Origin of the sequence: Ruegeria hyattellae (assembly GCF_041537925.1) — a bacterium.
Classification (GTDB): domain Bacteria; phylum Pseudomonadota; class Alphaproteobacteria; order Rhodobacterales; family Rhodobacteraceae; genus Ruegeria_C.
On record NZ_JBGOSH010000002.1, the window covers coordinates 120275 to 135179 of the forward strand.

The following is a 14905-nucleotide window of genomic DNA, read 5'->3' on the forward strand; positions in this document are numbered from 1 at the left end:
AATGCAGGATGCCGAACGAAGCTGAATTGAATCAGAGCTCGACAACTTCAGAACTCAAAAACGATGGCTCCACTGGGTCTGAACCGATTGACCCGGTGCTCGAAAACATAAGGTCGGCAATTGACCTAAACACAGCCCGGGCAGTTGGAAGCAGTGCAGGGCCTGCGCAAGCCGAAGAAGTGGTTCCGGAATTTGAGGAGCAAGCGCAGCAAATCCGCCAGATTGTTTTGAAAACACTGCCGGTTCGACGGGCCCACCAGCTCGTTAGATCATTCCTCAAACGCCCGGACGCAACAAGAATACTGTCTGTTCTGCTTTTGCTGGTGCTTCTCGTCTTGCAGCCAGGCGTCGTGGTGTTTCTGTTCCTGATTGCCGTTCTGATCGGATTTGTGCTCTACTTTTCGTTCGGTCCCGACCGAGCCCAGGACTGGGTGCGCAATCGATACCTAGGATTGCGTGAACGCGATCCGGACGGTGCGGAACGCATCCGGCGACGCGCTGCAGTTGCCAGCAAAAAGCTCTCCGAGATCGTAGAAAAATTGCCGGAGAGGTGGACAGCCGGCTTATACCTTCCTGATTTTGAGGAGCCAGAAGAACTTCCGGAGAAATTCAAGACCGACCCCTTTGAGCGACTGGCAAACCAGCAAAACTGAGTGCCTGGCACTTGGCAGAGCCAAAGAGGCATTGTCAGATCAAATCGGCTTGAGCCGACAGGGCGGATTTTTAGCGTCTGGACATGACCAAACCTGATCCAATTCGCAATGTGGAAGACCTGCGGCACGAACACGCGCGATAAGAAGGTCGCCTTGAATTTCTCAAAGAAAGCCACGCGTAAACATGGTCGACCAGATTTTATTGTCACCGACCGGCTGCGTTCGCATGGAGCGGCGCTGAAGGAGATCAGGGCAGTGCACAGGCAAGAAACAGGTCGCTGGCTGGACAATAGGGCAGAGAATTCACATTTGCCGTTTCGACGACGGTAGAGGGCGTTGTTGCGTTTCAAGCGCATGCAAAGCTTACAGAAATTCGCCGCCGTTCACGCATCCGTCTACAATCACTTTTATCGGGAACGCACCTTCTCAACTGGACCTAATTTCAAGCTGAACCGTGCCACTGCCCTTGCTGAGTGGCCCAGCGTGTTGAGGTGCAGCAGCACCAGCATCCGCAACGGACCATCGGTCAGCATGAAGGCCCAATAGGCCGCCTTCACCGCGATATAAGCGGCGAGGCCTTCAGGCTTGCTCTTTAGGAGGCGCCCACCATGAACGCCACATCCACCAGCCTGAGCGCATTATCCGAAAGCGGCCATTAGGTTAGTTGCAGTGAGGGTCCGGTAAGCTCGCAATGCCGTCATAGATGCCACAAGTCGCTTTGCCTTGAACTCGGGCGCCGTTATGCAGGACGGATGGACACACTCGACCGCAAGATCATCGCCGCCCTAAGCCACAATGCTCGACAATCGACCACCGCGATTGCCGGACAGCTTGGCGTGGCGCGTACTACCGTGCATGAGCGGGTCACAAAGATGGAGGCGCGCGGCGTGATCGCCGGGTACTCGGTCGTGCTACGCGACCCGAATGAGAGCGGCAAGGTGCAGGTTATCGTTATGCTCGAGGTTCAGCAGCAGGAAACCACGCGCATTATCAGGCGGCTGGAGGCCTACCCGGAGATCAAACTGTGCCTGTCGATCAATGGCGAGTTCGACCTGCTGCTCTCGGCCGAGGCACCCCGGATCGAGGACCTGGATGTCCTGGTTGACGAATTGGCGCGTATTCCGGGCGTTCAACGGACCAATACTTCGGTGGTGTTTGGGCGAAAGATTGACCGGTCTTGACGAAATGGCGGGATTGTCGTCGTTATGACGGTTGCTTGAGTCATACCGACACTCTGTACTCTGCAAACCGAACAGATTTTGCCTCACACTCGTAAGCGAGAGATCGGAGGCATGTCATGCGTTGGAACATCTGCATCGTTGGAGCGGGCAAGATCGGTCGGATGATCGCTACGCTTCTGAACGGGTCGCGCAACTATTCGGTCACGGTGGCCGATCGCGACCTGGCGGCATTAGGAACGTTGAACCGGGCCGGGCTTCCGACCATGCAGATCAATGCCGATGACCCAAAGGGACTGGCCGAGGCACTGCAGGGCTTCGACGCGGTGATCTCGGCGGCCCCGTTTTTCCTGACCCCGGTGATTGCCGGGGCGGCGCAGCAGGCAGGCGCACACTATTTCGACCTGACTGAAGATGTCGCCGCAACCCAGGTGGTGCGTGATCTGGCGCGGGGTGGCCAGACGGCGTTTATGCCGCAATGCGGTCTGGCGCCCGGCTTCGTGGGCATCGCGGGCGCGGCGCTGGCGGCGGAGTTCGATGAGCTGGACAGTCTGCATATGCGGGTGGGCGCGCTGCCGCTCTTCCCGACCAACGCGCTGAAATACAACCTGACTTGGTCGACGGACGGGTTGATCAACGAATATTGCAATCCCTGCGACGCCATCGTGAATGGTGCGCGGGTCAAGACCGCTCCGCTGGAAGATTACGAACTACTGGGCCATGACGGAGTGGAATATGAGTGTTTCAACACCTCCGGGGGGCTGGGCACCCTGCCCGAGACGCTGGAGAGGCGGGCGCGGGCGGTGTCCTATCGCTCGATCCGCTATCCGGGGCATCGCGATATCCTGAAACTGCTGCTCAATGATCTGGGGCTGGAGCGGCGCCGCGATCTGTTAAAAGAAATCTTTGAGGCCGCCCTGCCGCGTACCGATCAGGATGTGGTACTGGTCTATTGCACTGCCAAGGGGCTGAAGGACGGACAGCTGCGCGAGCAGAGCTATATCAACAAATCCTTCGCCCGCGAGATCGACGGGCGGATGTGGAGCGCGATACAGGTCACCACCGCCGCCGGGGTTCTGGGCGTGGTCGACCTGATGCGCACCGGGCAATTGCCACATACAGGCTTTATCCGGCAGGAACAGGTGCCGCTGGAGGCCTTCCTGCAGACCGAATTTGGCCAGCTATACCGGGCCGGGGACGTGACACGTCAAAACGCGGCAGCGTGAAGGGGTAGACGCCGTTGTTCGAAGCTGTCGTATAATGAGAGGCGTAGCAGGAAAATTTTCATTCGGCAGAGACAGTCAGATTTCTGCGTCGAGTTCTTATTGACCTTGTGCAGTTCGCAGTTGGGAAAGCATCGGGCAAGAAACATTTCCGCTGTCACAGTTCGCAGTGAGTTCTCTCAGGACGGCTTCCAAACGTCTAAGCTCTGCAATCTTATCGCGCACATTGGCGATATGAAGTTCAGCGAGTTTCACCACGGATTGGCAATCTTCACCGCCCCCCTCAGACAAGTTCAAAAGTGTCTTGGCGTCTGCAAGCGGGAAACCCAAATCACGACACTTCTTCAGGAAGAGAAGCCTGCCAACGTCATGAACGGTGTACAGGCGCCGATTGTTGGCCGCCCGCTTCGGCTTTGGCACGATTCCTTCGCGCTCATAGTATCGGATGGTTTCAATCCCGACCCCGCTTTGCCTTGAGGCCTCTCCAATCGCAATCACGTCACGTTTTCCTTTATGATCCTGTAGCCACTACAGAAGTTATAAGCGTCACGGTTATCGATGCAACGTGATGACCAGTGGAGGAGCGCAATACAGAAATATGTCAGCCTCAGTTTTTTGGGATCGCTGTCAGCCCTTGGGGCCGCCTCGTGCTGTGTCTTGCGTATGTCGATGATGTCGCTTGGGTTGGGCGGCAGTTGGCTGGCGATCTTCGGAAGATTTGCGGCAGCAAGCTACCACGTTCCAGCAATCTCAATAGTGCTGGTTGCGGTGTCGTGATTGGTATCTTACCGGCACGGCTGGTATGGTGGCTTGTCGGAGGTACAGCAATGACCGGATTGGCTTGGGTAATCATGCAGATGTGAGACGATGACAGAGCAATTCGTATTTCTTGAAAGCACGTTGATATGCCCGAATTGCGGGCGCAGCGAAACCGAAGAAATGCCCACCGATTCTTGCCAGTGGTTCTATGAAGGCAAGTCGTGCAGCAAAGCGCTGAAACCTCTGAAAGGTGACTGCTGCATCTTTTGCTCCTATGCAACCCTGCCGTGTCCGCCAAATCAGTTGGGCGATAGCTGTTGTGGATAATCTGATCGACGACTTTGTCCGCGCAGCAGGAATTGCAAGCCTGAATGCGAAAGGCGGTCTTCTCCAAGCGTTAATTTGGCAGACCGCCGATACACAGGTCAGCGCAGGCGTGCGCCGCTTTCGGTGTCGAAGATCATCGCGCGGTCGGGGCGCAGGGTCAGGCTGACGCGGCTGCCTTCCGTGCTGCGTTCGTCGTCGCGTTCCTCGACGATCAGCTTGTCGCCATTGGACGCGGTGAGATAGACGTAGGAAACGCCACCAAGCGCCTCGGTCAGGTCCACCGACAGCCCATCACCGCTGCGGTCCAACCCGATATGTTCGGGGCGCAGGCCCAGAGTGACCTTGCTGGCCCCGGCCGGGATCGGCGCGGGCGACTCAAGCGGGGCTGACAGCGCCGGATGTGTCAACTTGCCATCGACCACGTCGCAATCGAGGAAGTTCATGGAGGGCGAGCCGATGAAGCCCGCCACAAAGCGGTTATCGGGGTTGCGGTAGAGCTCTAGCGGTGCGCCGACCTGCTCGATACGTCCGTCGCGCAGCACAACGATCTTGTCTGCCATGGTCATGGCCTCGACCTGATCGTGGGTCACGTAGATCATCGTGGCGCCGATTTCCTTGTGCAGACGGGCGATTTCTACCCGCATCTCGACCCGCAATTCGGCGTCCAAATTCGACAGCGGTTCGTCAAACAGGAAGACGTCGGGTCCGCGCACGATGGCACGGCCAATGGCGACCCTCTGGCGCTGACCGCCCGACATCGCCTTGGGTTTGCGTTTCAGATAGGGGCCGAGCTTCAGGATGTCCGAGGCTTCCTGCACCTTCCTGTCGATCTCAGCCTTGGCGACACCGTTCATTTTGAGACCGAAGCCCATGTTTTCGGCAACCGTCATGTGCGGATAAAGCGCGTAGGTCTGGAACACCATTGCCACTCCGCGCTTGGCCGGGTCCAAATGGGTCACGTCGCGTTGACCGATATTGATCTTTCCGCCCGAGGTTTCCTCGAGCCCTGCGATCATCCGCAGCAAGGTGGATTTGCCGCAGCCCGAGGGGCCGACGAAGACGCAGAACTCGCCATCTTCGATCTGCAGATCGACTCCATGGATCACCTGAGTTTGTCCGTAGCGCTTGATTGCACCCTCCAGCGTCACACCTGTCATGTCGCCATCGCCTCTTTGTGAAGTGTTTCCGGAAAGCGCCAGGCCTGTGCCTCGCGCCCAATGTCATCAGCGGCTTGCCGCACCCGCGGGGCCCAGTTTTCGAGTGTATTCAGATTGGTCCGACTGGTTGGTCCGGTGATCGACATGGCGCCCAGCATGCGCCCGCCCGGGGTAAGGATGGGGGCTGCGATGCAGATGATGCCGGGCTCGTGCTCTTCGCGGTCGAAAGCATAGCCGCGAGTGCGAATCGCTTTTAGTTCGAAGCGCAGTTCCGCCTCAGACCCCAGCGTGTGCGGAGTGAAGCGGTGAAAACTCTGCTGCTGGATCGCGCGGTCCAACGCTTCGTCGGTCAGAAAGGCCAGCATCGCCTTGCCGACACCGGTGCAATAGGCTGGACCGACCTTGCCGGCCTGCGAATACATCTCGACCGGGTCATCGGCATTTCGCTTGTCGACATATAGCACCTGGCTTGCATCGAGCTGGGCCAGATGTACGGTTTCGCCCAGTTCGCGGCTGAGCGCATCCAGATGTGGCCGCGCGACGGGTGCCAGTGAGCTATGGGTCCAGGCGGCATGGGCCAGCCGCACCAACCTGATTCCCAGCGAGTAAGACTGCCGGTCGGAATCGTAGCTGAGCATGCCCTGATTCGTGAGGGTCTGCAGAAAACGGTAGAGCGTGGCTTTGGGGAAAGGGCTGTGATCCAGCAATTCGCCAAAGCGCACAGGGCGATTGAACCCTGCGACCAGGTCCAGCACATCACATGCTTTTCCGACTGTTCCGTCCCCTGACATTGGGTGACGTCTCCTCCCGTTGTCCTGCTCTCCTGCAGGATTATTGTTGACAAGCCTAGCCGAAGTGATGTGTAGTTTTCAATATGTAAAACACGGTTTCAAATAATGGAACCAAATGGAAGCTACAGGGAGGAAACCATGCATTCCATGACCAAGCGGACTTTGGCCGCTCTTGCCGCCTGCACGGCATTATCGGCGCCGGCCTCGGCGCAGGTCAGCGGCGATCTGTCGATCTTTCTCGATACGTCGAACCCCGCGCCGCGCGCGACGATGGAAGCCATGATCGGACGCTTTGGCGAGAAGAACCCTGATCTGAATATCGAGATCACGGTGATCGACCGCGAAGCGTACAAGACCCAAATCCGCAACTTCCTGACGGCCAACGCGCCGGATGTGGCGACCTGGTATGCCGCGAACCGGATGAAGCCTTATGTTGATGCCGGTCTGTTTGAGGATGTGTCGGACCTGTGGGCAGAGCCGATGTTCGAGGATGATCTGAAATCGACCAAGGGTGCGATGACGATCGACGGCAAGCAGTGGGGCGTGCCTTATACTTACTACCAGTGGGGCGTCTACTACCGCAAAGATATCTTTGACGAGCTGGGCCTGAGCGCGCCGACGACCTGGGACGAGGAAAAGGCCAATTGCGAGAAGATCGTCGCATCGGGCCGCGCCTGCTATACGATCGGCACCAAGTTCTTGTGGACCGCCGGTGGCTGGTTCGACTATCTCAACATGCGCACTAACGGCTATGACTTCCACAATCAGCTGGCCAATGGCGAAATCAGCTGGGAAGACGACCGGGTCAAGCAGACTTTCGCGAACTGGAAAGAGCTGATCGACATGGGCGCGTTTATCGACAACCACCAGACCTATAGCTGGCAGGAAGCGCTGCCGTTTATGGTCAATGGCGAAGCGGCGGCCTATCTGATGGGCAACTTTGCTGTGGCACCCCTGCGGGATGCGGGCCTGACCGACGATCAGCTGGACTTCTATCAGTTCGTCTCGATCAACCCTGATGTTGAAATGGCCGAAGATGCGCCGACCGATACGTTCCACATTCCCTCCGCCGCCAAGAACAAGGAAGCAGCGCGGGAGTTTCTGCGCTTCGTCGCCTCGCCCGAGGAACAGACCATCATCAACAATGGCAAGAACCTCGGACAACTGCCCGTGAACTCGAAATCCGCCGTGGATGACGACAAGTTTCTGCAAAAGGGCTTTGTCATGCTGAGCGAAAACAGCCCGGGCGGTGTTGCTCAGTTCTGGGACCGCGACGCACCGGCGGAAATGGCCAAAGTGTCGATGGAAGGCTTCCAGGAATTTATGGTCAAACCCGATAGCCTCGACAAGGTTCTGGCCAAGCTGGAGCGCGCCCGCGGGCGTATCTACAAATAACAAGATGCGGGTGGGGGTGACCCCCACCTGACGCTTGAGATCGTGGCGGAGCGGGGCTTGTTCCCACCGCCGCGCGCCCTTCAGTCTGAAAGAGATGGCCGCCATGACCGCCTCGACCGAAATCATTGATTCCGAACCCGAAAGCTGGTTCCACCGCAATCAGCAAGCCATTGCACCCTGGTTGTTTCTGGCGCCGGGCATATTGTTCTTTGTCGTTTATGTGATCGCCCCGGTTTTCCAGTCTTTCAACCTGTCGCTTTATGAATGGGACGGGCTGGGGCAGGCAGAGTTTATCGGCATGCGCAATTACGAGGACCTGTATTATGAATGGGTCGATCGCGATGCGTTTTATACCTCGCTCAAGAACAACCTGATCTGGCTGGTCCTCTATCTGCTGGCGATTCCCGCGGGTCTTTTCATCGCGTTGTTACTGAACCAGACGGTGTTCGGCATCAGGCTGTATAAATCGCTTTTCTTCTTCCCCTTCGTGATCAGTCAGGTTGTGGTCGGTCTGGTGTTCACCTGGTTCTACGATCCGACCTTCGGGTTGCTGAACCAGTTCCTCGGTGTGTTCGGCATGGGGCCGATCAACGTGCTGGGCAACGAACATCTGGTTACTTATGGCATCATCGCGGCCGGGCTCTGGCCGCAGACCGCCTATTGCATGATCCTCTATCTCACAGGTCTGAACGCCGTCGACCCCGAGCAGATCGAGGCCGGGCGGCTGGATGGCGCAAAAGGCGCCAAGATGCTGTGGTATATTGTGCTGCCGCAATTGCGGCCCGCCACCTTCATCGCCTTTGTGGTGACAATTATCGGCGCGCTCAGGTCCTTTGACCTGATTTCTGTCATGACCCAGGGTGGTCCGTTTGGGTCGTCCCGCGTGTTGGCCTATTACATGTTCGAAGTGGCGCTGTCCGAATACGGCTTCCGGATGGGTTATGGCGCGGCCATCGCAGTGGTGCTGTTCTTGATCATGTTGTGTTTCATCACCTACTTCCTGTGGTCGATGTACCGCGAAGAGAAGGGACATTGAGCCATGTTTCCGACGCCGATTGAAAAACAGCCCAAAGCCGCTCAGATCACCTACAAGGCGCTGCTGCCTGTTGCCCTGCTGCTCTGGCTGGGGCCGTTGCTGGCCGTAGCACTCTTCTCGGTCAAGCCGGATGCGGATTTCGTCAACGCCAACTATTGGGGTCTGCCGTCGTCCTTCGAGTTCTTCAACAATTACGGACAGGTCTTTTTCAACAGCGACATGCCGCGCTACATGCTGAACTCGATTTTGATCACCGTGCCAACTGTGATCGGGGCGGTTGCGCTGAGTTCGATGACCGGTTTTGCCCTTGGCATCTACAAGTTCAAGTCGAACCTGTGGATATTCTTCATTTTTGTGGCGGGCAATTTCGTGCCGTTCCAGATCCTGATGGTTCCGGTGCGCGATCTGACACTGGATTTGGGGCTGTATAATACCAAGACCGGCCTGGTGCTGTTCCATATCGCGTTCCAGACTGGGTTCTGCACGCTGTTCATGCGCAACTTCATCAAGGCGCTGCCCTTTGCTCTGATCGAAGCGGCGCGGGTGGAGGGGATCAGCGAGATCAAGATCTTCTGGTATGTGGTGCTGCCACTGATGAAACCGGCGCTGGCGGCGCTCAGCGTGCTGATGTTCACCTTTATCTGGAACGACTATTTCTGGGCGGTAGTGCTGACGCAAGGCGCAGAAAGCCAGCCGGTCACGGCGGGAATCACTAGTTTCAATGCGCAGTTCCGCGCCGCGTATCACCTGATGAGCGCAGGATCGATTGTTGCGGCACTGCCGCCGGTGGCGATGTTTTTCCTGATGCAGAAACACTTCATTGCGGGTCTCACCCTCGGAGCCGTCAAGTAATGATACGCACATGGTCGCTGCATGATGAGCGGCAATCTCTGGTTCTCGCGGCCGATCGCGAGCGCCTGCCCGAGATCGTCTATTTCGGGCCCCGCCTGCCTGAGGGCGAAAACGAAGAAACACTGTTCAAATCCTATGGCTTGGACGTCACCGGGGGCATGTTGGATGCCAATCCCGAGCTGTCGATCTGCCCCGAGGCTACGCGTAGTTTCCCCGGTCAGCCGGGCCTGATTGTGCGCGACGGTGACGGCACTCCGCTGCTGCCCAAATTCTGTTATGCGGCCGAAGAGGGCGATGACCAGCACCTTGTCCTGACCTATCGGGACGAGGCGCATCGACTGACCTACGTGGCGCGGTTTCTGATCGACCCCAAGACCCATATCATCGAGGCGCAGGCAACGCTGGAGGCGGACCGCCCGGTGCTATTGCACTGGCTCAGTGCACCGGTCTTTCCGGCACCGCAGCTTTCGGATGAGATGCTGGATTTCGCCGGGCGCTGGTGTGGCGAGTTTCAGATGAACCGCACCGCCTGGTCACCGGGCATTCGCTATCGCGAGAACCGAACCGGGCGAACCGGGCATGAACACTTTCCCGGCCTGATCGTTCCCGTGCGCGGGGCGACGAATGCGCAAGGTCAGGCCTACGGGTTCCATTATGGCTGGTCCGGTGGCCACCGCATGGTGGCCGAAGAACTGCCCGATGGTCGCCGCCAGATCCAGTTTGGGCATGCCGCGCGGATGGAACGGCAGGCGATGACCCGGTTCCAGAGCGCGCCATTTTATGCGGTATTCTCCAATGACGGGATCAATGGTTGCGCGGTGGCCTTCCAGCGCCATCTGCGCGACCGGATCGTGGCCTTTCCTAAACCCGACCGCGCCCGCCCGGTACATTACAATTGCTGGGAGGCGGTCTATTTCAACCACAACCTGCCGGAGCTGAAAGATATCGCCGAACGAGCTGCCGACTTGGGCGCGGAACGGTTTGTGCTGGATGATGGCTGGTTCGGGCAGCGCGATGATGACACTTCATCCCTCAGCGACTGGGAGGTCGATCCGCGCAAATACCCCGAGGGGCTCGATCCGCTGATCAAACATGTCCATTCGCTGGGCATGACCTTCGGCATTTGGTTCGAGCCCGAGATGATCAACCCCGATAGCTCGATTCACCGGGCGCATCCGGAATGGGCGTTGGGGGGCGAGGACCAGATCCTGGGCCGCCAGCAAAAGGCGCTGAACATGGGCAGCGTCGAGGTGCGGGAGTTCCTTTATGAGCGGATGGCGGCGATCCTGTCCGGTCACGACATCGACTATATCAAATGGGACCATAATCGCGTTCTACCGATGCCAGACGCGGCGCAGACGCGCGGGTCTTATGCGCTGATCGACCGGTTGCGCGCCGATTTCCCGGATGTGGAAATCGAAAGCTGCGCTTCGGGCGGCGGGCGGATCGATTTCGGTATCCTCAAACGTACCCAGCGCGTTTGGCTGAGTGACAGCAACGACGCGCTGGAACGGCTGCGTATCCAGCACAATGCGGCGATCTTTTTGCCGATGGCGGTGACCGGCAGCCATGTGGGGCCGCGCGTCTGCCACACCTCGGGACGGGTGCTGGACATTAGGTTCCGCGCCTGGGTTGCCGCGCAACGCCATATGGGGTTCGAGATGGACCCGCGTGAGTTGACCGAGGAAGAGGCGGGCGTACTGCGCGAGATCACCCAGTGGTGGAAAGACAACCGCGACTGGCTTTATTATGCCGATATCCTGCGGCTCGACAGCCCGGACAAGGCGGTGCTTGCCGAGCAGCAACAGACCAGCGACGGCTCGCGCTTTGTGGTTTTTGCGGGCAAGGCCGATACCTCGGCCCAGATCGCGCCGCGTCCCTTACGCCTGACCCGTTTGGAGGCTGATGCACAGTATCGTGTGGCACTGCGCAAAACGGCTGAAGTACCGCCGACCCTGTCGCGCGGGAATCCGATCCTGAAGCAGGAGTCGGTCACCGTCAGCGGTCAGTACCTGATGAGCCACGGCCTGACCCTGCCGTGGAGCTTCCCACAGACCATGTGGGTCATTGAAGGCAGGAAACTATGAGCGAGCGCCGCAACCGCAGCTGGTATGGCATGATGGATAAGGATGGCTTCATTCGCCGCAGCTGGATGAAGAACCAGGGCTTTCCCGATCATGTCTTTGACGGTCGCCCTGTCATCGGCATCTGCAACACCTGGTCGGAGTTGACACCCTGCAACTCCGGCCTGCGCGAGCTGGCCGAAGGTGTGAAGCGTGGCGTCTGGGAGGCGGGTGGTTTCCCGGTCGAATTTCCGGTGATGTCGCTGGGCGAGACCCAGATGAAGCCCACCGCGATGCTGTTTCGAAACCTGTTGTCGATGGATGTCGAGGAATCGATCCGCGCCTATGGCATGGACGGTGTAGTGCTGCTGGGCGGCTGCGACAAGACTACGCCGGGGCAGCTGATGGGCGCGGCCTCGGTCGATCTTCCGACCATCGTGGTCAGCTCGGGCCCGATGCTGAACGGCAAGTGGATGGGGCGCGATCTGGGTTCGGGGACGGATGTGCGCAAGTTTGCCATGGACGTGAAGGCCGGCGACATGACGCTCAAGGACTTCATGGCCACTGAATCGGGCATGAGCCGGTCCAAGGGTGTGTGCATGACCATGGGCACGGCCTCGACCATGTCCTCACTGACCGAAGTGATGGGGCTGGCGCTGCCGATGAACGGCTCGCTTCCAGCGGTGGATGCGCGGCGCATGGCGTTGGCGCACATGACCGGAAAACGCATCGTCGAGATGGTCGAGGAAGAGTTGAAACTGTCGAATGTGCTGACCAAGACAAGTTTTGAAAACGCCATTCTGGCCAATGCCGCGCTTGGCGGGTCGACCAATGCGGTTGTGCATCTGCTGGCGCTGGCAGGCCGTGTCGGCGTCGATCTGACGATGGAGGATTTCGAGATCGGCGGAGAGATTCCGCTGCTTGTCAATTGCATGCCGTCGGGCACATACCTGATGGAAGATTTTTGCTACGCGGGGGGCGTGCCGGTGGTTCTGAAGGAACTGCGTCACAAATTGCGTCCTGCCAACACGGTAATGGGCAAGGATATCTCGCATTATTACGAAGAGGCCGAATGCTATAATCGCGATGTCATCTACGCCCATGACGCCCCGCTGAAACCGTCAGTGGGCCTACGCGTGCTGCGCGGCAATCTGGCCCCAAAGGGGGCGATCGTGAAACCCTCGGCGGCCAGCGAACATCTGCTGGAGCATGAGGGCCCGGCTTATGTTTTCGAGACCATCGAAGAGCTCAAGGCCAATATCGACCGCGACGACCTGCCGGTGGATGAAAACAGCGTGCTTGTGCTGAAACATTGCGGCCCCAAGGGCTATCCCGGCATGCCCGAAGTGGGCGATATGCCGGTCCCGGCAAAGCTGGTCAAACATGGCGTGCGCGATATCGTGCGGGTCAGCGATGCGCGCATGTCGGGCACGGCCTTTGGGACGGTGATCCTGCATGTCAGCCCCGAGGCAACGGCGGGCGGGCCGCTGGCACTGGTGCGAACTGGTGATCGTATCAGGCTTTCGGCCTCTGCGGGCGTGCTGGAACTGCTGGTGTCGGAATCAGAGCTAGCGGATCGCCGCGCAGAATGGACCGCGCCCGCCCCGCGTTACGCGCGAGGCTATGCCAGGATGTATGTCGATCATGTGTTGCAGGCAGACCAGGGCGCCGACCTGGACTTCCTGATCGGCAAGGATACCCGCCCGGTCACACGGGAGAGCCATTGATGCCGGGCGGGAGCAAGATTTTTGTAAAAATCCCGGAAGAAAATTCGAATTTTCTTCCTTGGCAATCGTAGAGGTGAGCGAATGACACAAGTGATACACCCCGACCTGAAAGGCGCGTCGGTCTATATCACCGGCGGCGGCTCGGGGCTTGGCGCGTCATTGACCGACGGGTTTATGGGCCAGGGCGCCAATGTTGCCTTTATCGGTCGCTCGGACGCCGGCGATTTCATGGACCGGATGCAGGACAAGCACGGGCGCGTACCGCTGTTTCTACAGGGCGACATCACCGATACCGACCGGCTGCTTGAGACCATGCGGCAGGCCGCCGATGCCCATGGGCCGATCCGGGTGTTGGTCAACAACGCCGCCAATGACAAACGCCATTCGTTGGAAGAGGCGACGCCGGATTTCTGGGACTGGATGCAGGCGATCAACCTCAAGGCCTATTACTTCGCCTGCAAGGAGGCAGCGCGGCAGATGCAGGACGGGGGTGGCTCGATCATCAATTTCAGCTCGATCAGCTACATGATGGGCAATGCAGGCTATACCGCCTATACCACCGCCAATGCGGGGATCACCGGCATGACCCGTTCGCTCGCGCGCGAGCTTGGACCGCAGAATATCCGTGTGAACGCCCTTGCGCCCGGTTGGGTTCTGACCCAGAAGCAGCTCGATCAGTGGGCCACCCCCGGAGGGCTGGAGGCCCATATGGAGCGGCAATGCCTGAAAGAGCATCTGACGCCGGATGACATGATTGGGCCGGTGCTGTATCTGGCCTCGGATGCTAGCCGGATGATGACAAGCCAATGCATGGTCGTGGATGGCGGCGTTGTGGTGACGGGATAGGATATGAGCGTCAAAGCCGAATGGATCGCGGCCGACTGGGGCACCTCTCATTTGCGGGTTTGGGCCATGCAGGGCACGCGCGCCGTGGGTGAGGCGCGATCGGACAAGGGGATGGGACGGTTGGCGCGGCCTGAGTTTCAGGGCGCGCTGCTGGAGCTGGTGGCAGATTGGTTGGGTGAGGCACCGGTCGATGTGATCGCCTGCGGCATGGTCGGCGCGCGGCAGGGCTGGGTCGAGGCACCCTATGCGGCTGTTCCGGTTGCGCCGCTCTCGGGCGCGCCGATAAAGGTGCCGGATACCGATCCGCGCATCCGGGCTTATGTGGTGCCAGGTTTGAAACAAGCCAAACCCGCCGACGTGATGCGTGGCGAAGAAACCCAGATCGCCGGGTTCCTGGCGCTGAACAGGGATTGGGACGGGGTGATCTGCTTGCCCGGCACCCATTCGAAATGGGTGCATGTGAGCGCGGGTGAAGTGGTGAGCTTTCAAACCTTCATGACCGGCGAGATGTTCGACCTGCTTTCCAAAGCGTCCGTCTTGCGCCATTCGGTGGGCGAGGGCTGGGACGAGGACGCCTTTCGCGAGTCCGTCGAGACGACGCTGTCGCGGCCTGAAACCATGGCGGCACGGCTCTTTGCACTCCGCGCCAGCGACCTGCTTGAGGCCACCGAAGGATCGGTGGCGCGTGCACGTCTCTCGGGTCTATTGATAGGGGCGGAGCTGGCGGCGGCCCGAGCTTATTGGTTGGGACAGCAGGTCGCGTTGATCGGCGCCACTGGCATGTCAGCGATTTACGCCAAAGCATTGGAATTACAGGGTGTTCCGGCCACGGTCGCGGATGGCCAACGGATGACGCTTGCAGGGCTGAATGCGGCCCGGAAATTACTGGAGCACTAAA

At 59.0% G+C, this 14905-nt stretch carries 14 protein-coding genes and 1 pseudogene; 12 read left to right on the plus strand and 3 right to left on the minus strand.

Going from position 1 to position 14905, the window contains the following annotated elements; genetic code table 11:
* The first annotated feature begins 8 nt into the window (after positions 1-8).
* The 4 genes and pseudogenes from AB1E33_RS04525 to AB1E33_RS04540 all read left to right on the plus strand — a co-directional run bounded on the left by AB1E33_RS04525 (position 9) and on the right by AB1E33_RS04540 (position 3057).
* Positions 9-653, plus strand: coding sequence for a hypothetical protein (locus AB1E33_RS04525; RefSeq protein WP_372576073.1), 645 nt, complete (start codon positions 9-11; stop codon positions 651-653).
* Between the two features lie 126 nt (positions 654-779).
* Positions 780-1130 (plus strand): annotated as a pseudogene (locus AB1E33_RS04530) (DDE-type integrase/transposase/recombinase); the annotation flags it as partial.
* Positions 1131-1405: 275 nt separating this feature from the next.
* On the plus strand, positions 1406-1834 hold the full coding sequence (locus tag AB1E33_RS04535; RefSeq protein WP_372576074.1) for an Lrp/AsnC family transcriptional regulator: 429 nt from the start codon (positions 1406-1408) through the stop codon (positions 1832-1834).
* Positions 1835-1950: 116 nt separating this feature from the next.
* Complete coding sequence (locus tag AB1E33_RS04540; RefSeq protein ID WP_372576075.1) at positions 1951-3057, plus strand: saccharopine dehydrogenase family protein; 1107 nt, start codon at positions 1951-1953, stop codon at positions 3055-3057.
* A gap of 96 nt (positions 3058-3153) precedes the next feature.
* Here AB1E33_RS04540 and AB1E33_RS04545 read toward each other — a convergent pair whose 3' ends face one another.
* Positions 3154-3552 carry a MerR family transcriptional regulator gene (locus AB1E33_RS04545; protein ID WP_372576076.1) on the minus strand — a complete coding sequence of 133 codons (399 nt, stop codon included), beginning with the start codon at positions 3550-3552 and terminating at the stop codon, positions 3154-3156.
* 369 nt (positions 3553-3921) lie between these two features.
* On the opposite strand from AB1E33_RS04545, the gene AB1E33_RS04550 reads away from it, so the two are divergent.
* Entirely contained in the window at positions 3922-4140 is a 219-nt protein-coding gene (locus AB1E33_RS04550; RefSeq protein ID WP_372576077.1) for a GDCCVxC domain-containing (seleno)protein, read from the plus strand.
* Between the two features lie 98 nt (positions 4141-4238).
* On the opposite strand, the gene AB1E33_RS04555 is transcribed toward AB1E33_RS04550, so the two are convergent.
* Entirely contained in the window at positions 4239-5297 is a 1059-nt protein-coding gene (locus tag AB1E33_RS04555; protein ID WP_372576078.1) for an ABC transporter ATP-binding protein, read from the minus strand.
* Complete coding sequence (locus AB1E33_RS04560; RefSeq protein WP_372576079.1) at positions 5294-6088, minus strand: IclR family transcriptional regulator; 795 nt, start codon at positions 6086-6088, stop codon at positions 5294-5296. Before AB1E33_RS04560 ends, AB1E33_RS04555 begins: the two co-directional genes overlap by 4 nt.
* Positions 6089-6226: 138 nt before the next feature.
* Here AB1E33_RS04560 and AB1E33_RS04565 point away from each other — a divergent pair, with 138 nt between their 5' ends.
* From AB1E33_RS04565 to AB1E33_RS04595, 7 genes are all read left to right on the plus strand, one after another.
* Positions 6227-7483 (plus strand): ABC transporter substrate-binding protein, encoded by a 1257-nt coding sequence (locus tag AB1E33_RS04565; RefSeq protein ID WP_372576080.1) that lies wholly within the window; start codon positions 6227-6229, stop codon positions 7481-7483.
* Positions 7484-7586: 103 nt separating this feature from the next.
* Positions 7587-8519 (plus strand): carbohydrate ABC transporter permease, encoded by a 933-nt coding sequence (locus AB1E33_RS04570; RefSeq protein WP_372576081.1) that lies wholly within the window; start codon positions 7587-7589, stop codon positions 8517-8519.
* A gap of 3 nt (positions 8520-8522) precedes the next feature.
* A complete protein-coding gene (locus AB1E33_RS04575) occupies positions 8523-9371 on the plus strand; it encodes a carbohydrate ABC transporter permease (protein WP_372576082.1) in 849 nt (282 codons plus the stop codon).
* Positions 9371-11458, plus strand: coding sequence for an alpha-galactosidase (locus AB1E33_RS04580; RefSeq protein WP_372576083.1), 2088 nt, complete (start codon positions 9371-9373; stop codon positions 11456-11458). Before AB1E33_RS04575 ends, AB1E33_RS04580 begins: the two co-directional genes overlap by 1 nt.
* The gene (locus AB1E33_RS04585; protein ID WP_372576084.1) at positions 11455-13161 is read left to right on the plus strand and encodes an IlvD/Edd family dehydratase; all 1707 of its coding nucleotides are present in this window, start codon (positions 11455-11457) and stop codon (positions 13159-13161) included. The genes AB1E33_RS04580 and AB1E33_RS04585 overlap by 4 nt, the downstream gene beginning before the upstream one ends.
* An 81-nt stretch (positions 13162-13242) precedes the next feature.
* The gene (locus AB1E33_RS04590) at positions 13243-14007 is read left to right on the plus strand and encodes an SDR family NAD(P)-dependent oxidoreductase (RefSeq protein ID WP_372576085.1); all 765 of its coding nucleotides are present in this window, start codon (positions 13243-13245) and stop codon (positions 14005-14007) included.
* A 3-nt stretch (positions 14008-14010) separates the two neighbouring features.
* Complete coding sequence (locus AB1E33_RS04595) at positions 14011-14904, plus strand: 2-dehydro-3-deoxygalactonokinase (protein WP_372576086.1); 894 nt, start codon at positions 14011-14013, stop codon at positions 14902-14904.
* Position 14905 lies beyond the last annotated feature (1 nt).